Source organism: Gandjariella thermophila, from assembly GCF_005405885.1.
GTDB lineage: Bacteria > Actinomycetota > Actinomycetes > Mycobacteriales > Pseudonocardiaceae > Gandjariella > Gandjariella thermophila.
On record NZ_BJFL01000035.1, the window covers coordinates 13,779 to 34,842 of the forward strand.

Annotated in this window: 17 protein-coding genes and 1 pseudogene; 7 read left to right on the forward strand and 11 right to left on the reverse strand. The window is 72.2% G+C overall.

What is annotated here, in order from left to right; all coding sequences use genetic code 11:
• Positions 1–7: 7 nt before the first annotated feature.
• The 4 genes and pseudogenes from fabG to FFT21_RS23635 all read right to left on the reverse strand — a co-directional run bounded on the left by fabG (position 8) and on the right by FFT21_RS23635 (position 2,551).
• A complete protein-coding gene (gene fabG, locus FFT21_RS23625) occupies positions 8–712 on the reverse strand; it encodes a 3-oxoacyl-ACP reductase FabG (RefSeq protein WP_137816131.1) in 705 nt (234 codons plus the stop codon).
• Position 713: 1 nt separating this feature from the next.
• Positions 714–1,232: a beta-ketoacyl-[acyl-carrier-protein] synthase family protein gene (locus FFT21_RS23630; protein WP_264081673.1), complete on the reverse strand. Its 519-nt coding sequence runs from the start codon at positions 1,230–1,232 to the stop codon at positions 714–716.
• Positions 1,215–1,490, reverse strand: a pseudogene (locus tag FFT21_RS30400) (beta-ketoacyl synthase N-terminal-like domain-containing protein); the annotation flags it as partial. The pseudogene FFT21_RS30400 and the gene FFT21_RS23630, both read right to left, overlap by 18 nt.
• Before the next feature lie 140 nt (positions 1,491–1,630).
• Positions 1,631–2,551 carry a DUF6807 domain-containing protein gene (locus FFT21_RS23635; protein ID WP_137816133.1) on the reverse strand — a complete coding sequence of 307 codons (921 nt, stop codon included), beginning with the start codon at positions 2,549–2,551 and terminating at the stop codon, positions 1,631–1,633.
• A gap of 134 nt (positions 2,552–2,685) precedes the next feature.
• On the opposite strand from FFT21_RS23635, the gene FFT21_RS23640 reads away from it, so the two are divergent.
• Positions 2,686–3,900, forward strand: coding sequence for an acetyl-CoA C-acetyltransferase (locus FFT21_RS23640; RefSeq protein WP_225978692.1), 1,215 nt, complete (start codon positions 2,686–2,688; stop codon positions 3,898–3,900).
• A 597-nt stretch (positions 3,901–4,497) separates the two neighbouring features.
• Here FFT21_RS23640 and FFT21_RS23650 read toward each other — a convergent pair.
• The 7 genes from FFT21_RS23650 to FFT21_RS23680 form a co-directional block, all read right to left on the reverse strand.
• Positions 4,498–5,286, reverse strand: a complete 789-nt coding sequence (locus FFT21_RS23650; RefSeq protein WP_137816136.1) for a helix-turn-helix transcriptional regulator — start codon at positions 5,284–5,286, stop codon at positions 4,498–4,500.
• Between the two features lie 136 nt (positions 5,287–5,422).
• Positions 5,423–6,274, reverse strand: a complete 852-nt coding sequence (locus FFT21_RS23655; protein ID WP_137816137.1) for a metal ABC transporter permease — start codon at positions 6,272–6,274, stop codon at positions 5,423–5,425.
• Positions 6,271–7,164 carry a metal ABC transporter permease gene (locus FFT21_RS23660; protein ID WP_137816138.1) on the reverse strand — a complete coding sequence of 298 codons (894 nt, stop codon included), beginning with the start codon at positions 7,162–7,164 and terminating at the stop codon, positions 6,271–6,273. Before FFT21_RS23660 ends, FFT21_RS23655 begins: the two co-directional genes overlap by 4 nt.
• Entirely contained in the window at positions 7,151–8,062 is a 912-nt protein-coding gene (locus FFT21_RS23665) for a metal ABC transporter ATP-binding protein (protein ID WP_225978693.1), read from the reverse strand. The genes FFT21_RS23660 and FFT21_RS23665 overlap by 14 nt, the downstream gene beginning before the upstream one ends.
• An 11-nt stretch (positions 8,063–8,073) precedes the next feature.
• Positions 8,074–9,027 carry a metal ABC transporter solute-binding protein, Zn/Mn family gene (locus tag FFT21_RS23670; RefSeq protein WP_137816140.1) on the reverse strand — a complete coding sequence of 318 codons (954 nt, stop codon included), beginning with the start codon at positions 9,025–9,027 and terminating at the stop codon, positions 8,074–8,076.
• Between the two features lie 279 nt (positions 9,028–9,306).
• A complete protein-coding gene (locus FFT21_RS28950; protein ID WP_153816577.1) occupies positions 9,307–10,365 on the reverse strand; it encodes a hypothetical protein in 1,059 nt (352 codons plus the stop codon).
• Positions 10,366–10,377: 12 nt separating this feature from the next.
• Complete coding sequence (locus FFT21_RS23680) at positions 10,378–10,989, reverse strand: MmpS family transport accessory protein (protein ID WP_137816141.1); 612 nt, start codon at positions 10,987–10,989, stop codon at positions 10,378–10,380.
• A 1,112-nt stretch (positions 10,990–12,101) separates the two neighbouring features.
• Between FFT21_RS23680 and FFT21_RS23685 the strand changes: the two genes are divergently transcribed.
• From FFT21_RS23685 to FFT21_RS23710, 6 genes are all read left to right on the forward strand, one after another.
• Positions 12,102–14,999 carry a cupredoxin domain-containing protein gene (locus FFT21_RS23685; protein WP_137816142.1) on the forward strand — a complete coding sequence of 966 codons (2,898 nt, stop codon included), beginning with the start codon at positions 12,102–12,104 and terminating at the stop codon, positions 14,997–14,999.
• Between the two features lie 200 nt (positions 15,000–15,199).
• Complete coding sequence (locus FFT21_RS29970) at positions 15,200–16,528, forward strand: multicopper oxidase domain-containing protein (protein WP_225978694.1); 1,329 nt, start codon at positions 15,200–15,202, stop codon at positions 16,526–16,528.
• Positions 16,529–16,592: 64 nt separating this feature from the next.
• Positions 16,593–17,321 carry a YcnI family copper-binding membrane protein gene (locus FFT21_RS23695; protein ID WP_137816143.1) on the forward strand — a complete coding sequence of 243 codons (729 nt, stop codon included), beginning with the start codon at positions 16,593–16,595 and terminating at the stop codon, positions 17,319–17,321.
• Between the two features lie 93 nt (positions 17,322–17,414).
• On the forward strand, positions 17,415–19,211 hold the full coding sequence (locus tag FFT21_RS23700; RefSeq protein WP_225978695.1) for a copper resistance CopC/CopD family protein: 1,797 nt from the start codon (positions 17,415–17,417) through the stop codon (positions 19,209–19,211).
• Positions 19,212–19,274: 63 nt separating this feature from the next.
• Positions 19,275–20,156 (forward strand): helix-turn-helix domain-containing protein, encoded by an 882-nt coding sequence (locus FFT21_RS23705; RefSeq protein WP_137816145.1) that lies wholly within the window; start codon positions 19,275–19,277, stop codon positions 20,154–20,156.
• Positions 20,157–20,515: 359 nt separating this feature from the next.
• Entirely contained in the window at positions 20,516–21,028 is a 513-nt protein-coding gene (locus FFT21_RS23710) for a DUF6318 family protein (RefSeq protein ID WP_137816146.1), read from the forward strand.
• Positions 21,029–21,064 lie beyond the last annotated feature (36 nt).

Sequence of the window (21,064 nt, forward strand, 5' to 3'; positions counted from 1 at the left end):
CCGTGCCTCAGTGCCCCATGCCGAGCCCGCCGCTGACCGGCAGCAGGGCCCCGGTGACGTAGGACGCGTCCTCGCTGGCGAGGAAGCGCACCACCGCGGCGACCTCCTCGGCCGTGCCGGCCCTGCCCAGCGGGGTCATGTCCAGGAACTCGGCGCGCCGCCGCTGCGGCAGTGCCGTGGCCATGCCGGTGTCGATCAGGCCGGGGGCGACGACGTTGGCGGTGATGTTGCGCGGCCCCAGTTCCCAGGCCAGCGATCGAGCCAGGCCGACCTGCGCGGCCTTGCTGGCCGCGTAGTTGGTCTGGCCGCGCGAGCCGACCATGGCGATGGCCGAGGAGATGTAGACCAGCCGCCCCCACCGGGCGTGCACCATGTTCGGTAGCGCCCGCCTGGTCACCCGGAACACGCCGGCCAGGTTGGTGTCCAGCACCTCGTCGCGGTCGGCCTCGGTCATCCGCAGCAGCAGGGTGTCCCGGGTGATCCCGGCGTTGGCGACGAGCACCTGCACGTCCCCCTGGGCGGCTTCGACCTCGGTGAACGCCCGCTCGACCTGCTCGGGGTCGGTGACGTCGCAGCGGACCGCGGCGAGGTCGGCGGGCGGTTCGCCGGACCGGTACGTGACGGTCACCCGGTCACCGGCCTTGGCGAACGCCCGCGCGATCGCCAGGCCGATGCCCCGGTTGCCTCCGGTGACCAGCACGGATCGGCTCACGTCAGGCTCCGGTGACCACGAGCACGGCGTTGTGCCCGCCGAACCCGAACGAGTTGCTGACCGCCGCGCCGATGGCGAGCGCGCGGGCGTCCTTGGCCACCACGTCCACCGCGATCTCCGGGTCCTGGCTGTCCAGGTTGGCGGTGGGCGGCACCGTCCCGTGCTGCACGGCGAGCACGGTGTAGGCGGCCTCCACCGCGCCGGCCGCGCCGATCAGGTGGCCGATCGCGCCCTTGGTCGAGGTGACCGCGGGCCGCTCGCCGAACACCCGGCGGATCACCCGGGCCTCGGTGACGTCGTTCAGCGGGGTCGACGTGCCGTGCGCGTTCACGTGCGCCACCTCGTCCGGGTCGATGAGCGCGTCCGCGAGGGCGGCGCGGATCGCCCGCTCCGCACCCGCGCCGCCCGGGTCCGGCGCGGACGGGTGGTGCGCGTCCGCCGAGGCGCCGTACCCGCTGACGTGTGCCCGGATCCGCGCGCCCCGGGCCCGCGCGTCCGCCGCCCGTTCCAGGACGAGAATGCCCGCGCCTTCGCCGGCGACGAAGCCGTCCCGATCCGCGTCGAACGGGCGGGAGGCCCGCTCCGGCGCGTCCACCCGGCGGGACATCGCCCCCATGTTGGCCAGGCTGGTCAGCGTGGTCGGGGTCATGAAGGACTCGGTGCCGCCGGCGATCACCACGTCGCACACGCCGGCCGCGAGCCACTGCCGGGCGGTGCCGATCGCGGTGGAGCCGGCCGCGTAGGCGGTGGACACCGCCATGTTCGGGCGCGCCGCTCCGACGGCGGCCGAGCACGACTTCCACGCAGCTCAACGGCTACTCAAGAACGATGCGACGGCGACTCGCGCGGCGCGGCAGGATCACCCCGGCGGCGGCTGGCCGCCCACCGCGGTGCCACCCGGGAAGATCGGCCGCCCGGTCACCACGGGTGCTTCTTGACGTAGCGGGACAGCCGGTCGCGGTCCCACGCGGCGTCGGCGACCACCATCCGGTAGCGCAGCCGCAGGGTCTCCCCGGCGGGCAGCTCGCGTGCCGAGGAGAACGCCAGCGACGGGTTGACCCCCGGGTACGGGGTGGTCCGCACGAACCAGTGCGGCGGCTCGCCGCCGGCGAGGAACAGCAGCGTGGCGGATCGGTCCACCTCGTCGTGCGTGCCCACGTAGGCCAGCCACCCGGCGCGGCGGCCCATCATCTCCGGCCCGCCACCGCCGTCCGCGGCGATCACCGTGCCACCGGTGAACGAGCGCGGCCCGCGCCAGAAGAACCCGCAGTAGCCGGCCAGTTCGCGGCCGAACACGGTGGGGCTGCCAAACTCCAACGCCGCGCCGCGCACGTTGCGCAGTTCGGTGGCGAACTCCAGCGCCCAGGAGCCGTCGGTCGGATCCACGTCGCGCACGGCGAAGCGGCGCACCTCCTCGATCCACCGCTGGCCACCGGCGGTGACCCAGTCGACGTGCTCGGTGAACTCCGGCCGGCCGCCGGGCGCGAACTCGGCGAACCCGGTGTGCTCCAGCCGCCCGACGTTGGGCAGGTCGACGTAGCCGTTCCCGGGCGCGCCCGGCGTGTACGTGCCACCGCCCCAGAAGTTCTGCCCGGACAGGTGCGTCGCGGTCATCGCCAGCCCCTTGTGCCAGCGGTGGTCGTGCGGCCGGTGGCCGGTGACCACGTCCCCGGCGAGGCTGCGCAGCGGGTGGAAGTACGGGCAGGGGCACTCGGACGCGGGCAGCACCGGGCGGTAGGTGTAGCGGAACAGCTCGACGCCGTGCACGGCGACGGTCAGTGCCCGGCCGACCTCGTGCACCACCGAAACCGCGGTGAGCTGCCCGACGGTTTCGGTCATGCTGCGGCTCCTCGCGGTGTCCCAACCCGGCGGGTCTGCGTGCAGGCGATGGTAGATGGCGCCGTCCGGGCGGGGTGGCGCCGGCGCACCCGGCGCCGCTCGGCGAGCGGGTGCCTCTCACGTACGCTCGGGCCGTGAGCGACGTCGTGATCTGCGAACCGATCCGCACTCCCGTCGGCCGCTTCGGCGGAGCGCTCGCCGGGGTGAGCGCGGCCGAACTGGCGACGACGCTGCTGCGTGAGCTCATCCGGCGTACCGGCCTGCAGGCCGGCGACGTGGACGACGTGGTGCTCGGCCACTGCTACCCCAACGGCGAGGCGCCCGCGATCGGCCGGATCGCCGCGCTGGACGCCGGGCTGGGCACCGAGGTCCCGGGCCTGCAGATCGACCGGCGCTGCGGTTCCGGTCTGCAGGCCGTGCTCTACGCCGCGGCGCAGCTGGCCACCGGCGCTGCCCGGCTGGTGGTCGCCGGCGGCGCGGAGTCGATGTCCACTGTGGAGCACTATGCGCTGGGCCTGCGCTCCGGTGTCCGGCAGGGTGGCGTGGCGTTGCTGGACCGGCTGGACCGGGCCCGGGAAACCGCGGGCGGAAAGCACCACCCGGTGCCCGGCGGGATGCTGGAGACCGCGGAGAACCTGCGCAGGGAGTACGGCATCGGCCGCGCCGAGCAGGACGAGTTCGCGCTGCGCTCCCACCGGCGCGCCGTCGCCGCCCACGACCAGGGGCGGTTCGCCGAGGAACTGGTACCGGTCACCGTGCCGGGACGGCGCGGCAAGCCCGACACGGTGGTCGACCGCGACGAGCATCCCCGCCCGGAGGTCACCCTGGACGATCTGGCGAAGCTGCGGCCGGTGCGGCTCAAGCTCGACCCGGAGTCCACCGTCACCGCCGGCAACGCCAGCGGGCAGAACGACGGCGCCGCGCTGTGCGTGGTGACCACCCGGGACGAGGCGGAGCGGCGTGGCCTGCGCCCGCTGCTGGCCCTGCGCTCCTGGGCGGTCGCCGGGGTCGGGCCCGAGGTGATGGGCATCGGGCCGGTGCCGGCCACGGCGGCAGCGCTGGAGCGCGCCGGTCTCACCCTCGACGAGATGGACGTGATCGAGCTGAACGAGGCCTTCGCCGCCCAGGTGCTGGCCTGCCTGCGGGAATGGCAGCTCGATCCGAAGGACGACCGCCTCAACCCCAACGGCTCGGGCATCTCGCTCGGTCACCCGGTGGGCGCCACCGGCGCCCGCATCCTCGCCACGCTGGCCTACGAGATGCGCCGCCGCGAGGCCCGCTACGGGCTGGAGACCATGTGCATCGGCGGTGGCCAGGGCCTCGCCGCAGTGTTCGAGGCGGTGCGATAACCACGCTGCGGTCGACGCCGACGTCACCGAACCAGCGCGGCGACCGCGTGCCCCGGCTCATCGAGCCACACGGTGTGCTCGCCGTTCGCGGTGACCGTCAGCCCGAACCGGTCCCACCTAGGCGCGCTGGTTTGGCACGCTTCCGTCGATAACCCGCCACTTGCCGCGCAGGGCGCGCACCACCGCAGTAGGCGGTCAGCGACTCGGGAACCTCGCCGGTGGCTGGGAACGGCACGATGTGCACCACGCGGGCACGCTCCCCAACCACGCCGCGCCGCAGGCGGACCAGCACCAGCACCGGTGCGGTCACGCCGCCCCACGGGGAGAGCACGGTGCGGCCGGCGGTCGGAGACACCGGCCCACCGTGAATAGGGCCCGGCCGCCGACGAGGGCGAGCGATCGACATCGGCCACGACGATCACCTCCACCAGGAGGGTCGGCCGTTGGCTCATGCGCCGGGAGAGGTCAGCCCATGCGCCTTGCTATGCGCGTAGCTACCAGCTCAATCCGCCACACGGGCGGCTTCGAGGGCTTCGCGGTACTCTCCGGCCCATTCCGCGTTGCGCAACTGCGCGGGCATGTCCGCCAGACCGGATGTCAGCAGCTCGACCGCTTCCGCGTGCCGGCCGAGGCGGTACAGCACGACACCGTGTTGGGCCTGCAAGAACGCCGGCGTGTACCAGTACATCCCAGGCGGTGCCTCGGTGCTGTCCTCGGCGGCTTGGCGGCGAGGTCATTCGCTTCGGCAAGGGTGCGGAACGCGCTTCGCCTGTCGCCTTCCATCACAAGGGACTGGGTCTCCTGGTAGGCGTCGTAGGCCCGCAAGGGGGCGAACACCCGCCGGTCCCGGCGGGACGCTGCCGACAAGCTGGCCGTCGTGCCCGGCTGCCCGTCCAGCAGCGCGGCGTACCCCTTGAACGACAGGCCGTGAGCCACGAGGGTCGGATCGTTCGCCTCGGTGCCGAGGCTGATCGCCGCGTCGAAATGTGCCACGGCCTGCCCGCGGAGTCCGGTGGCGATCAGCAGCCACCCGAGGTACTGCTCGCAGTCCGACGCCAGCCCGGCGGCGGCCGGCCGCACCGTCGACCGCGCCTCGGCGAGCACGCCGCGCACGGTGACGAGCTGCTGGCGCACCATCGGCAGTACCGCGGCGGCCGAGGTGGCGTCCTCCGCCCGGCGGGTGGCGGACAGCACCTCGGTCAGCGCATCCACGGCAGCCTGGTCGGCGCGGGACGGGTGGGCGACGGCGTGCTCGACGGCCTGCCGGTTGTGCTCGTAGCGGGAGATGGTGGTCTGCGAGATCGGCACAAGCCGGGCGAGCCGGGGCTGCGACAGGCCGCCGGCTTCCCGGAGCCGACGTAACGCCTCGCCGAACGTCTCGGTCATGGTGGACCTCTTCGCGGAGGGGCCCTCTTCGCGGAAGCCCCCGGTGGCCAACCGGGGGCACGACCTCCGCGAAGAGATCGTCGTCCAGGGTACGGAAGCGGCCCCGGCCGCCACCCGGCGGTAACGTCCTTCGGGGTCATGTCACGGCGTGCTGCCGAGACCGACCGCGGCGGTCGCGTACCGCGCCGGCCACCAGCACCGCGGCGTAGACGAGGGCGGCCGCGGCGAGGATGGCGAAGCTGGGCGGCGTGTGCGGGATCGCGTAGCTGAGCCCGAGGCCCGCCCACATCTCGGCCACGGCCAGCCCCGCGGACAGCGCCAACGCCAGGAACGGGCGGTGGGTGAGCCGCTGCGCGGTGCCCGCCGGCGCGGCGAGCAATCCCAGCACCAGCAGCGCGCCCACCGCCTGGGTGGCTTCCGCGGTGCACGCACCGACCAGCACCAGGAACCCGTAGCCCAGCAGCCGCACCGGAACCCCGCGGGCCGCGGCGACCGCCTCGTCGACGCTGGCGAACAGCAGCGGCCGCGCGATCAGCAGCATCCCCAGGCACACCGCGACCGCGACCGCGGCGGCGACGCCGGCCTGCGCGCCGCTCAGCCCAAAGATCGATCCGAACAGGACGGTCACCCCGGCGGCACCGTTGGCCGTGCTGCGGGTGGTGGTGTACAGCGTCAGGAAGAACACGCCCATGCCGAGAATCCAGGCGAACACGCTGCCGATCACCACGTCGTCCGCCCGTCCCCGGCGGCCGAGGGCGCCCATCAGCACCGCGATACCGATGGTGGCCGCGAACAGGCCGACCCGCGCGTCGAGCCCGAAGGCGAGTGCGGCCAGCGCCCCGGTGAACGCGACGTGACTGAGCGCGTCGCCGGTGAACACCTGGGCGCGCAGCACCAGGAAGTAGCCGACCAGGCCGGCGGCCGCGGCGATCGCGGTTCCGGCCAGCAGCGCGTGCTGCAGGAACGGCGGACCGAGCAGGGCCGTCACGTCGCACCTCCGGCCAGCCGGGGCCGGGGCAGCCCGAACCGGCCGGCCCGCGCGGCGTGCGCGAGCAGGTACCCGGCGAACGCGACCGTGGTCACGCAGAACCCGATCGGGTAGGGCGAGAAGTAGGCGATGCCCAGGCCGAGCCAGGTCGCGACGATGCCGATCAGTACGGTCAGCGCGAGGCTCGCCACCGGGCGGGCGGTGAGCCGCTGCGCGGTCGCGGCCGGCATCACCAGCAGCGCGAAGACCAGCAGGGTGCCGGTGATCTGGCTGGCCTCGGCCACCGCGGCGCCCAGCAGCATCAGGAACACCACCGACAGCGCCCGGACCGGAACCCCGCGGGCGGCGGCCACATCCGGGTCGACCGAGGCGAACAGCAGCGGCCGCCCGACCGCGGCGAGCACCGCCAGGGCGACCACCGCGACGGCGAGCAGCGCCAGCACGTCGTCGTCGGTGATGCCCAGGAAGTTGCCGAACAGCAGCGCGTTCACCCCGCCCAGGAACCCCTTGTACAGCGCGATGAACAGGTAGCCGCAGGCCAGGGCGAACGCGTTCACGGTGCCGGTCACCGCGGACTCCTCGCGGTAGCCGGCATCCCTGCCGCGCGGCAGGGCCGCGATGACCGCCGCCGCGGCCAGGCAGAACCCGAAGTAACCGAAGACCGGCGCGACACCGAGCAGGGTGGCGCCCGCGGCGCCGGGAAAACCGGCCACGGCCACGGTGTGGCCGGCGAAGGACTGCCGGCGCAGCACCATGAACCAGCCGATCAACCCGGCCAGCACCGCCACGATGGTGCCGGCGCGGAACGCGTTCACCATGAACGGGAACGACCACAGCAACTGCAGGTCGATGATCGGGTTCCAGGACGGCCCTGGCTCACCGGGAACCATCGCGGGCTCCCGACGGTCGATCGGCGTGCCGGTCGGCGTGCACCGCCGGCGGCTCCGGGGCACCGACCACCACCAGCCGGCCGTCCGAGGTGCACAGCACCTCGACCGGGCTGCCGTACAGCCGGCTCAGCGCTGGCCCGTTGATCACCTCGTCCGGGGTGCCGGTAACCGCCGCGCCGTGCGCCAGGTACACCACGCCGTCGAGGTAGGCCAGCAGCGGGTTGACGTCGTGCGCCACGATCATCACGCTCACCCCCTCGGCGTGGGCGACGTGGCCGAGCAGTGCCGCCACCGCACCCTGGTTGGGCAGGTCGAGGCTGTCCAGCGGCTCGTCCAGCAACAGTAGCGCCGGGCGGCGGACCAGCGCCTGCGCGATCAGCAACCGCTGCTGCTCACCGCCGGAAAGCTGACCGATCGGCCGGTGCGCGTAGCCCGTGGCGCCGACCAGGTCGATCACCTCGGCCACCCGGGCCTCGGCTGCCCGGCGCCGCCGGGCGAACCGGGCCGAGCCCGGCAGCGGGATTCCCCAGCGGTCGCCGTCCAGCCCCAGCCGCACCACGTCCACGCCGCGGATCCGCAGCGTGGCGTCGAAGCCGCGGCGCTGGGGCAGGTAACCGATGCGGTGGTTGGCCCGCCCGGGGCGGCCGCCGAGCACCCGGACCTCGCCGGCCGCCGCGGGCTGCAGCCCGAGGATCGTCTTGACCAGGGTGGACTTGCCCACCCCGTTCGGGCCGAGTACCGCGACGAACTCCCCCGCGGCCACGGAGAGGTCCACGTCGCGCCACAGTGTCCGGCCACCCACCCGCGCGGCCGCTCCGCGCAGGCAGACCACCGGATCGCCGGTGGACGGCCAAGCAGGCGGAGCGCTGGGCTGCACCGCGTCATCGAGTCGGGTCAACGGTGTCATGGTCACCTGCCAGTGGCCTGGGTCAGTGCCTGCTCAACACCCTGCAGTTGGGCGGTCTGCCAGTCCTGGAACGTGGCGCCGGCCGGGATGAGCGTCTCGGTCACCGTCGCCACCGGGATGCCGGCCGCCCTCGCCTCGTCGACCTGGGTCCGCACATCCGGGGTGGAGTTCTGGCTGTTGAAGACGAAGACCTTGATCTGCCTGGACCTGATCTGCTCGTCCACCGTGGCCTTGTCCTGCGCGGTCGGGTCAGCGCCCTCGCTGATCGCGTCCAGGAACGCGGCCGGGGTGAGCAGCTTCAGCCCGAGCCCCTCGGCAAGCGGGGCGACGATCGACTCCGACGCGCCGATCGGGGTGCCCGCGTACCTGGTCCTGATCTCGTTGACGAGCTGGTTGTACCTGCCGAGCCCGGTGGACTCGTACCGTTGCTTCTGCGCCTCGAAGTAGGCGGCGTCGGCCGGGTCGAGCTTCTTGTAGTCCGCGGTGATCGCCTCGATCACCTTGTGCACCGAGTCCGGCGAGTACCACTGGTGCGGGTTGCCGCCCTGCTGGACGCCGACCAGGTCGCCGACGGTGAGCACACTGCGGTTCGGGTTCGGGTTGGCGTCCACCAGCTTCGGCGCCCACCCGTCGTAGCCGGCACCGTTGACGATCACGTACCGGGCGGAGGCCACCGCGCGCCCGTCCGCCGGGGTCGGCTCGTAGTCGTGCGGGTCGGCGTCCGGGTTGTTGACCACGCTGGTCACGTTCGCGTGCTCGCCGCCGAGCTGGGCGGCGATGCTACCCCAGACGTTCTCCGCGGCGACCACATTGATCTTGGTGCCGCCGCCGGAGTCGCCGGGGGGCGCCGGAGCGGAGGTGGCGCAGCCCGCCAGCGCGGTGCTCACGGCGGCGGCCAGCGCCACGCCGGTCGCGGCCCGCCGGCGGGCGTGGCGGGATGCTCGGAGGTTGCTCACGGATCGTCTCCTCGAACCAGGTCAGCACCCCCATGCGCGGGGTGCCTCGGTGGGGCGGTCGCGCGCCGCAACCCGAAGGCTAGATGGAAATGATTACCGATACAAGGAAAGTTGGCGAGGCAAACGACATTCGTTTTCTTGTTGTGACAGGAGGTCTACGCTGCGTGTGCGCAGGCCTGCCGCCCGAAGCGGCGCGGCGCACGTCCGTCGCGACGCGCGCCGCGGCACGCGTGGGTAGCGCCCCGCCGCACCGCGCTACCCACGCGCTCCCGCCGCGGGCTAACCGGCGGTGTCCAGGGTGGCCAAGAGCCGCCGCAGCAGGTTCCGGAGCAGGCGGCGCAGCCGCGGGGGCAGCGCCGCGCCGGCCGCGTGCCAGCCGGACCGGGCCGGCCGCCGCGCCCAGGCGCGGGCCAGTTGCGCCCCGACAAAGGCGAGCATCAGCGTGGCGAGCACGATGACCTCGCTGACGCCCGGACGGGGATGCCGCGCGGACGCCAGCGGCGCGGCCTGCCCGGTCATGTCGGTCGGGTGCACCGACAGCCCGTTGCCGGGGGCCCTGATCCCGCCGGGGACGGTCCACGGCTGCGGCAGCGGGCCCGAGTTGTAGACCATGACGCCCTCCGGCGGCACGCCAGCGCCGGAGCCGCCCGGCACCTGGCCCCACACCGTGGCCTGCTCCGGCGGTACCCCGCCCGCCGAGCCGGAACCCGGTGCCTGCCAGGGAGCGGAGCCCCCACCGGCGGGCGCCGGGGCGGGCCGGCCACCGGCCGAACCCCCGCCGCTCGAACCCCCTCCCGGACTCCCACCGACGTTTCCACCGCCGGGTGGCGGGGACGCCGGTGGGGGTGCCGGCTGCTGGCCGCCGGTGAGCGGCGCGACCAGCGGGCCGACCGGCTGGACCGCGACCGCGCAGCCCTGCGCGACCACCAGCCACACCCGGGGGGCGAGCACGTCGATCACCGGTGCGACCGCCGGGACGGTGCGCAGCCGGTCCACCACGGCCCCGGCGATCGCGTCGCCGGGGATGACGCCCGCCACGCTCGGGATCGCGCCGACCGGGATCGGTGGCAGCGCCGGCCACGACTGGCGGAACGCCGACCCTGTCGTGCCGAGCGGGTCCAGCGGGGTGAGCGCGTCGCCGATCGGTTGCAGCACGGCGGCCGGGGCGAGCGTCACCTGCTGCCCCGGCGCCCCCTGCACCGAGGCCAGGCAGGTATCGAGCGCGCCGTGATCGTCCGCGGCCGCGGTGCCGGCCCCGGCGCCGAGCACGGCGATCCCGGCGGCCACCGCCACCGCCACCGCGCCGGCCGCGGCGCGACCTGCTTTCCGTGTGCGCACCGGCGCTCCCCCTTACGGCTGGATCACGCCGGAACAGGACACGGTGGCGTACTGGCCCGGCGCGGTGTTCTCGTTGACGACGTGGCCGTCGATGCTGACCGAGCAGGAGATCGCGTCGGACTGGCCGTTCGCCGCGAGCACCTGGACGATCGCCGGTCCGGGACCGACGGTCATGGTGAACTCCTTGCGCCACGGGAGCGGCACGCCCGCCACCTTCTCGGTGTTGTTGGTGCCGTCGGTGACGTACCTGATCTCCGGCGACTTCGACGGCCCCCGCACCTCGTAGCTCACCGTGTGCTTCGTGATCGGCAGTTGCCGGCGAAGCTGCTCCTGCGGCGTGCGCGGCGCGTCGGAGCCGCCGAGGGTTGTCACGATCACGCCCACGCCCGCCACCAGCACGGCGATCCCCAGCAGCCAGGGCAGCCACCACGTGCGGTCGACCAGCCGCCGCGCGGGGCGGATCGGCGGTGCCGTCCCGCCGGTGCCGTTGGCGGTGCCGGCGGACTCCGGTGGCGCGGCCGACTCGGTCGCCGTGGTGGCCGGGACAGCCGCCGCGGCATCGGCCACCGGTTCGGTTTCCGAGTCCGCCGGTTCGGTTTCCGGCGCGGTCCTCGGCTCGCTCATCGCCTCGCCCTCCCGATCGCCGGGCGCCGCCGAAGCGGCCGCCGCGAACAACAGGCGCCCGCGATCCCGCGCGGGACGGACAGCCACAATGTCATGACATTTTCGCTTTCTTTCCCGGACGCCGGCGGTCCGGCGGCAGCGCGGCCGGCGCGCGGCGAGCAATCCTGTCCGAGTGGCCGTTGCCCCCGTACCTCACCCGGCCGACCGGCGCGTTCCTGTACCCAGATTTGACACCGCGCCGGGCACAATCAGCATTGACGTGCTCGCGCGGGAGCGTTGTCGCGGCACATCCTGACATTTGTCGGCCGGCTTGGCTAGGACCCGACGAACTGTGCCGACCGGCACAGGGGATCCCGTTCACCGTGGTGAAACAAATGGTTCGACGGGCCGGCGGGCAAGGTATTCGCGCAGCGTGCGGCGAACGTCGTTGGGTAGTCCGGACCAGCGTGACCCGCCGTCCCGGCGAACCCGGACGCTCATCCGAAACCCAAACAGCGGACTCCACGACATCACCTTTCCGGACCGTCAATAAGGCGTTTCACCAGTGACGACGTCGCACAGCGGGTCGCCTGCGAGGCTTCGCGAGCCATCAGCCGAATACTTGCCGCAAAATTCGAAAACGTTCCATAAAGAACCAGATATCACAACTCGAAGAGTTCCCAGTGAAATGGATTTCACGGTCGAGTAACCGTCGAGAGATGCCACCGACATGGCTCCGCGTTGTATTGATCCGCACTGTCACGGGGATACGGATCCCCTGGCCCACCGCGGATATGAACGGGAGTCCGCATGGTCGAGTTTCGTCGCAGCGCAGCGGTTGCCGGCGAGGTCGAGTTCGTGCGCAACAGGGGTCCCCCCGGCGTGGCCCGATGACACGATCTTCACCACCTTCTTGGAGCAGTTCCGGGACTGGGCCCCCTGATCGCTGCACAACCTGACAACTGATTATCACGTCGAAGTCTGTGTGTCCCCGGGCCCACCAGCCACCGCCTCCGCGGTGGCTTCTCCGCCGCTCGGGCCCACGACGAGAAGGGAAAAGTGTGCGCTCTCCCTATTCACCGCGCATACCCGCGTCCCGGAGATTCCGGATACGCCGGCTCCGGTCGCGCCTGGTGGCGGCAGCCTCGGCAGTCGCGCTCAGCGTGCTGGGCGTCGGCCTGGCCGCACCGACGGCGTCCGCCGCCACGCAGACGGTGTCGATCCAGAACCTCCAGTACAACCCGCCGTCGATCACCGTGAATGTCGGCGACACCGTGGTCTGGTCCAACGACGAGACCTCCAACACCACGCACAGCGTGACCGGAGACCCGCTCAACTCACCGGACCTGCCGCAAGGAGCGAAGTACTCGTTCACCTTCACGTCACCGGGGACGTACGGCTACCACTGTCGCTTCCATCCGGACATGCAGGGCCAGGTGGTCGTCAACGGCGGTGGCGGCGGAACAACGACCACGGCTCCACCGCCCACGTCCACGGGCACGTCGGCGCCGCCGACGTCGACGACCTCCGCCACCACCGCGGCACCGCCCACGACCACCGGGGGCGGCAGTGGCGGCGGTGGCAGCACCTCCTCGCCGACCGGTGGTGGGCTGCCGGTGGGTGCCGGCCCGGCGCCGGTGTCGTTCCAGCTCACCGACAACAACGGGTCCTGGTACGACACGCACCTGAACCTGGGCCCGCTGGGTGGGCAGTCGCTGGCGGTCGCCGAGCTGCCGAGGGTCAACCTCAACCAGACCACCGGTGGTGTCGGCGGGATCAACCCGACCGGCATCGTGCCCAGCTCGAGCACGCCACCGACGTCCAGCTCGAGCACCGGTAGCGGCGGGCTGCCCGGCCTGCCCGGGGCCGGCTCGGGGTCCGGCGGCGGGTTGTCCCTCGGCGCGGCCTCCGGCGGCACGGCATCCAGCGGCTCGGCGCCGGCCGCGCCGGGTTCGACCGGGTCGCTGATCGGCTCAGTGCTCGGCGGCGGCAGCCTGCCGTTGCTGGGCGGCGGCAGCGTGCCGGTGCTCGGTAGCGGCCTGCTGGGTGGCGACGCGACGAAGGGGCTGCTCGGCATCGGATCATCGTCTCCCGCCTCGGCGCTGGGGCTGAACGTGGCCGCGATGCGGACCGCGATCAGCCAGTTGCTACCCGCCGGCGACCCGAACATCGCCCGGTCCAACGCGATCCTCACCGAGTTCAGCAAGGAGGTGGCGGCCCAACCCGCCGGTGTCCCGCTCAACATCGGCTCCCTGCCGATCGGTCCCGACCTGCAGGGTCTGCTGGCCGACGCGCAGAAGTGGGCGACCAACACGGTCAGCCTGCCGGTGACGGCGAACTTCGAGATCAAGGCGCCTCAGGCGGCGTCAGCGCACACCATCACGAGCCTGATCTGGCCGGAGGGAGCCAAGGGCTTCCCGTTCGACGAGCCCGGCGCGTTCGTCGGCCAGACCAGCGTGCAGTTGACCGAGCCGGGCCTGTACGCCTTCGCGTGCAAGATCCACCCGTACATGCTCGGTGCCATCGTGGTCGACGACCCGCTCACTCCGGGCCTCGACTTCGGCAAGAAGCTGCGGGTGAACAGCAGGGCGCTGGACGTTCCCTCGAACGCCGACGTGATCATGCAGTTGGTGGACAAGTTCTTCACCATCACCGTGCCGAGCAACTGGCAGCACTTCAGCGACACCCAGGACACCACATGGGATCCGTCGTTCCCGCCGGCACCGATCCTCACCTACAACTCCGACGGAAACCCGGAGCTGATCCCCAGCCTGGACCAGTTCTTCAAGGGCAAGTTCCAGACCCCGAAAACCCTGCCGGCCACCAAGACCCGGCCGGCGACACCGGGTGTCGGCGAGGTCTGGATCGACACGGAAATGGAGGAGTACGCGCACAAGACCAAGGTCGGCGCGGTCACCAAGATCAATACCCAGAACTGGGACGTCGAACGCAAGGTGGCGTTGCCGCAGGTCAACATGAACAACCCGCACAACAACTGGACCGACAAGAACGAGAAGTACATCTACGTCAACGAGTGGTTCAACAACAAGACGGACGTCTTCGACCGGGCCACCGGCGCCTTCGTCCGGCAGATCGAAGTCGGGCCTGATCCCTCGCACGTGATGACCCGGACCGACACCGACCAGCTCCACGTCGCGATCAACGGTGGTAGCGCGGTGATGGAGTTGGCGCCGGGCGCCACCAAGATCGATCGGCGAATACCGGTGCAGGGACCGGGCGAGAAGATCGCCCACCCGCACGCGCACTGGATGACCGGCGACGGCAAGACGATGATCACGCCGAACGTCAACACCTACGACGCCACCGTGGTGGACATCCCGAGCGGCAACATCCGCAAGGAGCAGACCAGTGAGTTGCCGATCGCCTCGGGAATGACACCGGACGGATCGAAGGCGTACGAGGCGGACTTCCTCGGCATGTCCGTCTCCTGCATCTCCCTGCAGGCCAACGCCTGCGTGGACGGCAGCTCGAAGGTCCACCACAAGGAGATCGACCTCTGGAAGAACTACGACCCGGTGAAGGGAGCCAATGGGCCGTTCGGTGGCCTGGACATCCAGATTCCGGTGGCCCCGGACAACTCGGCGGTCCTGGTCGCCAACACCCTGACCGGCAACATCACGGTGATCGACCCGAAGACCGACGAGATCGTCAAGTGGCTGCCCTGTGACGCCGGCTGTCACGGCATCAACTTCGGGGCGAAGAAGGGCGGCGGCTACTACGCCTACGTGACGAGCAAGTTCTCCAACGCGATGGAGATCATCGACACCGACCCGAACGGCGACGGCGACCCGTCCGACGCCACGGTGGTCGGCAAGATGACCGTCTCCGGTGGTCCCAACACCCAGACGGACGACCAGATCAGCAATTACGCGGGATACGGCGGCATGGGTGTGCTGCCCATTCCGCTGGCCTACGAGGGCTGGGTCGAGAAGGCACCGAGCAACCCGATCAACGACCAGCTCACCTGCCGCCAGCGGAACCCGGTGAAGTACCAGCAGGTCTGCCAGTGACGGCGACCCTTCCGGCGGCATCCACACCGTTGTCGACGCCGCCGGCACCGGTTCCGCCGCTCACGGCCGGCTGACCGGGAACCGAGCCGGCGAACGGTGGTGGGGAAGCGTCCCACCCGGGGCGCTTCCCCATCCCGTGCGGGCCATACGAAGGGAAAGTCATGCGTTTTCCACAGCGACGGCGCGCGTTCTTGGTTCGGATGTTCCGCCGGGGCGACCCCAGGACCCCACGGCTGATCGCGCTGGGCATGGCGTTCGTGTTCGCCACGGCCGGGGCCGGCGCGCTGGCACCGGCGGCGTCCGCCGCGGTCCACACGGTGCCGCTGAGCAGCCTGCGGGAGCACCCCGGCACGCTGAACGTGGCCGTCGGTGACACGGTGACCTGGGTCAACGACCTCGGCGACGGCTCGCCCCAGTCCGTGACCGGCGGCGTGCTGAACTCGCCGGAACTGCCGCAGGGCGCCACCTATTCCTACACGTTCACCGGGCCCGGCACGTACGCCTACCGGTCCCGGTTCGCCCAGGACCTGCTCGGCCAGGTCGTGGTGGCCGGAGCCAACCCGGCGACCGGCGTGCTGCCGCCGAACATCCTGTCGCCGCCGAACCTGCCCGGGGTGGGCGGTATCGCGCCCGTCGCGGGCGGCGACGGCCAGGCCAGGGATCTCGGTGACGGCACGCAGTTGGCGCCGTACCGGGTGGTGGACGGGGTGAAGGTGTTCACTCTGGACGCCGCGCCGATGAACCTCGAGGTGTCGCCCGGCAAGGTGCGCCAGGCGTACGCCTTCAACGGACTGGTGCCCGGCCCGGTGATCCGGGTGAACGAGGGTGACCGGATACGGGTCGTCGTCAGGAACCACCTGCCCGAGCCCACCTCGGTGCACTGGCACGGCATGCAACTGCCCAACGACCAGGACGGCGTGCCCGACCTGACCCAGCAGGCGATCGAGCCCGGCCAGACGTACACGTACGAGTTCACCGCGGTGAGTCCCGGAACGCACTGGTACCACTCGCACATGGACGGCGACCAGGAGGGAAGGGGGCTGTACGGCGCACTCGAAGTGGTGCCGAGGGGCGGTGACATCCCGGCCGACCGGGACTACCGCCTGATGATCGGCGACGGTCCGCTCGGGTTCGTCTTCAACGGCAAGAGCTTCCCGTCCACCACCCAACTCGTCGCGCGGGTCGGCGAGCGGGTGCACATCCGACTGATCGGAACCGGGCCGGAGATGATCCACCCCATTCACGTCCACGGTGGCTACTTCACCGTGGTCGCGCAGGACGGGCGGCCGCTGAAGGTGCCACAGGAGATGGACACCGTGAACGTCGGTGTCGGGCAGACCTACGACATCATCTTCGTTCCCCAGAATCCCGGGAAGTGGATGATCCACTGCCACATCTTCTCGCATTCCGAATCGGCGCAGGGGATGACCGGGCTGGTCACCATCCTCCAGGTCGATCCGGCCGCGGTGCCGGTGCCGACGCTGCCCTCACTGCCGCCCATCCTGCCGGGAACCACCGGGCAGGGCTGACCGGCGGGCGTGCGGCGGCGTCGACGATCGCCGCCGCACGCCAGGCAACCAGGAAAGGACCGAGATGTCACAGCGTTTCCTGCCGAGTCGCGTTCCGGCCGGCCGGCGGTTGGTCGGCGCGGTGATCGGGGTCGCGGGTGCGTTCCTGCTTCAGCCACTGGCCTGGGCACACGTCACCGTCAACCCGAACACCGCCGTGCCGGGCGGCTACGCCAAGGAGTCGTTCCGGGTGCCCAACGAGCGGGACGACGCCTCCACCGTGCAGGTGGAGGTGGTCTTCCCGACCGATCATCCGCTGCCGTCGGTGTCCGTCGCCGACGTGCCCGGCTGGACCTCGACGGTGCAGAAGCAGAAGCTGCCCGCTCCGGTGAAGACCGACGACGGGGAGGTCACCGAGGCGGTCACGTCGGTGATCTGGCGCGGCGGGGCCGTGGAACCCGGGCACTTCCAGGAGTTCTCCGTCTCCGTCGGGCCGATCCCCGAGGACACCGACCGGCTGGTGTTCAAGGCGCTACAGACCTATTCGGACGGTTCCGTGGTGCGGTGGATCGACGTCCCGCAGGGCGGCGGTCCCGAACCCGAGCACCCCGCTCCCGTGCTGGAGGTGCATGCGCCCGCGGCACCGCCCGCTCCGCCGGCGCAACCCGATGTGCTGGCCCGCACCCTCGGCGGGGCCGGCATGCTCGCCGGGCTCGGCGCGCTCGCCTGGGTGGTGCTCGGCGGCTCCCGAGCACCGCGCCCGCCGCGGACCAAGCCGGAACCGCACGCCGGCAAGGTCAAGGTCCGCACCTGAACCGGCGGTGGCGCCCGGCCTCCCCTCCCGGCCGGGCGCCACCGCCCACCTCCGTCGTCCCGACCGGCTCGACCGTCCCGAATGGAGGGACCCATGCCACGCAGCGGCCGCGCACGGAAGCTGATCGGAGCGTTCCTCGCCGTCCTGCTGGCCGGGCTGGCCATGACCGTCACCGCCGCGCCGGCCTCCGCGCACGCCATCGTGGTCTCCACCGACCCGGCCAACTACCGGGTACTCGACTTCTCGCCGCCCGTGGTGTCCATGCAGTTCAGCGAGCCGATCGAGGTGGGTCTCGCTGGGCTGCGGCTGATCGACCCGCAGGGCACGGACATCAGGATCGGCCAACTCGGCCACGCGAACGGCAAATCGGAGACCATCGCAGCGGCCGTGCCGGACGTGCTGGAGAACGGTACGTACACGGTGGTCTGGCACGTCGTGTCCGCGGACACCCACCCGGTGCAGGGCGCGTTCACCTTCAGCGTGGGCGAGGCGTCCGCGTCGGGCGCGCCCGAACTGGCCGGAGGCGGCGCCGATCCGGTGCTGGCCACCGTCTATACCGCGGTGCGCTGGGTGGGCTTCGCCGGCCTTGCCCTGCTGGTCGGGTCCGCGTTCTTCGTGGCATGGTGCTGGCCCGGCGCCGCCGACCGCCGCAGGGCTCGCCTGCTGTTCTGGTCCGGATGGGGCGGTCTGCTCGCCGCCACCGCGGGCACGCTGCTGCTCTACGGTCCGTACGCGGTCGGCCGGTCCATCGCCGCGGTCGCCGACCCCGCGGCGCTGGGCACCGCGCTCGGCACCCGGATGGGCCTGATGCAGGTCCTCCGCGCGCTGCTGCTGGGCGTCGCCGCGGCCGGGGCGCTGTGGTATCCGCGGGCGTCCCGGCGTCGCCAGGACGCCGGGGCGAAGCCCCCGGACCACCGGGACCGCATTCGGCCGGCGGCGGTGGTGCTCGGCTTCGCGGTCGCCCTGGCCGCCACCTGGAGCCTGGCCACGCACAGCGCGGCCGGCGCGCAGGTGGCGCTGGCGCTGCCGATCGACGTGGTGCACCTGGTCGCCATGGCCGTCTGGTTGGGCGGGCTGGCCGCCGTCGGCGCGGCACTGCTGCCCTCCGGCGACCTGGCGGCCATGCGGCTGGCTCTGCCCCGGTTCTCCCGCACCGCGCTGGTCTGCGTCGGGCTGCTCCTCGCCACCGGGACCTACCAGGCGTGGCGCGAGGTGGGCACGCCGTCGGCGCTGTTCGGCACCACCTACGGCAAGGTGCTCGTCGGCAAGGTGGTGCTGGCCGCGGTGCTGGTGGCGCTCGGTGCCGCCGCGCGGCGCTGGGTGCGGCGGCACTACGGGTTCGCCATCGTCACGATCAGCGACAAGCGCCGCGCCCGGCGCGGCCCCGGTGACGCCGAGGTGACCCGGTTCCGCCGGGTGGTCGCGGTGGAGGCGGCGATCGCCGCGGTGCTGCTCGGCCTGACCGCCTTCCTGGTCAACGCCGAGCCGGCGCGCGCCGAGCAGGCCAGCGAGCGCGCCGCCGTGCAGGGCGGCGCCGCCGGTGGGCCGGCGAACCTGGCCGTACCGTTCGACACCGGCGGCGGACCGGCCGGGCGCGGCCAACTCGCCCTCGTGCTGCTGCCGGGCCAGGTCGGCCCGAACGAGATCCACCTGTCCGTGCTGGACGCGGACGGCGGCCCGAAGAGCGTTGCCGAACTGCGTGTCCAGCTTTCCCTGCCCGACCGCCGGATCGGCCCGCTCCCGGTGCCGTTGCAGTACGCCGGTGCGCCCGGCCACTACGTCGGCGGGGGCGTGCGGATTCCGCTGCCCGGGAACTGGGAACTCGCGCTGACCGTCCGGACCTCGGAGGTGGACGAGACCACCGTTCGCGTCCCGGTGAGCGTCAGATGACCCGGATCAGCAGACGTGCGGCATCCGTAAAACGCCGGCAATGGTGGTGAAAAGGGAAGGCGGTTGAGTACCCTCGTGATTCACCGAGACGGCAGAAAATTCCCGGTCAATACCCTGGAAGAGCTGAGGCGGCTCGCGATCGAGGCGGTCGAGTCGGGGATTCCGCAGGCGGATGTCGCCCGGGTTTTCGGCGTGTCTCGGCAGACCGTCGGGGGCTGGGTACGCACCTATCGCAGCGGCGGAGCCGAGGCGTTGCGGCTGCGGCGGCGCGGCCGCCGGCCGGGCGAGCAACTCGCGCTGTCCGTGGCGCAGCAGAGCTGGGTGGTCGACACGCTCGTCAACTGCGCGCCCGAGCAGGTGGGGCTGGACTACTGGTTATGGACCCGCCAGGCGGTGGCGGAGCTGATCGGCCGCGAGTTCGGGATCAACCTGCACGACTCCTCGATCCGGAACTACCTGATCCGCTGGGGCCTGGTCACCGAGGGCCGGCTGCTGGACAGCGTGCGCGCCCGGCACGCGCCGGTGCTCGACGGGATGTCGCCGGTCGCCGCCCGGCCGGGCAGCGGAGGGCACTGGATCAGGGGTGCCCAGGTGCTGTGGGTGGACCGGCTGCGGGCGAACCGGTCAGCGGCCGTGTCGGGACCGTCCACGGCGCACGCCGGAACACCGGCGGCGGGGACCGTTCCGGGCTTGTTTCCCGCCGAGGTGCCGCCGGCCGTGCACGTGCTCTTCGCGCTGTCCAACCGGGGATCCATGTACTTCCTCGTCCGCGCCGACCCCGGCGACGGCGCGCAACTGCGTGACTTCCTGGTGCGGCTGACCGGCCAGATCGCGAATCCGGTCAACGTCGTGGCGGGCTGGCGGCCGGACCGCCATGGCGATGACCTCCGGACCTGGACGGACAGCAATCGCGACACGGTGGCGATCCGATTCTCGACCGGATAGGCCACCGCGCCGCGGGGCAGGCTCGGAAACCACAACGCCGAGTTTACCGAAGCCACCGTAACCAACCCGCTGGACATTCGTTGGCACCGTCCGCGTCGAATAATTCGAACACCTGGCCGCGGTCCCGCGGTCGCTCTCTTTACGGATTCCCGACCATTTCGCCGGGGAAGGACGCAGTGAACGGATCATCACGTCATGCCGGCTGGCGTCCGCGCGGTTCTGCCGCCGCGCCCCCGCCGGTTCCGGTACCACCGGTCTCGGCACCGCCAGCTTCGGTCCGGCCGGCTCCCGTGTCGCCGGGTCGGGTACGGACGCGCCGCCCGTCGCGGGCGACCCGCGCCGGGTGGTGGCGCGCCATCGTGCTGTGCGGCGCGGTCTCGGCGGGCTGCGGCTCGGCGGGCGGAACACCGCCACCGACCGCCCCGCCGACGCTGCCCGAACCGGCGAGGCACGGCGACGGGCAGGGCGCCACCTCCTTCGCCTCGCACTGGCTGGACCTGGTCGACTACGCCTACCAGACGCTGGACGCCGGCCCGCTGCGCGACCTGGGCCTGCCAAGTTGCCAGACCTGCGCGCAGTTCGTGGCGCAACTGGACACCGACCGGGCGGCCGGAGCGCGCTACCGGGGTGGCCGCGTCCACTTCGTCTCCGCCGATCCCAGCGACGTGCAGCAGGACCGCCAGGCCACCGTCACGGTCACCTTCGACCAGGACGACATGCGGGTGATCGACCGGGCAGGCCGGCAGGTGGACGCGGTGCCCGCCGGCCGCACCGTGTTCGTCTTCGACCTTCGCTGGACCCCGGCCGGTTGGCGGGCGGCCGCGGTGCGGTTGGGCGTCGCGGACAGCAGCACGCCCACGCCCACCCGTTGACCGGCGGTGGAAAACATCGGCGCGGCGGCGGAGTTC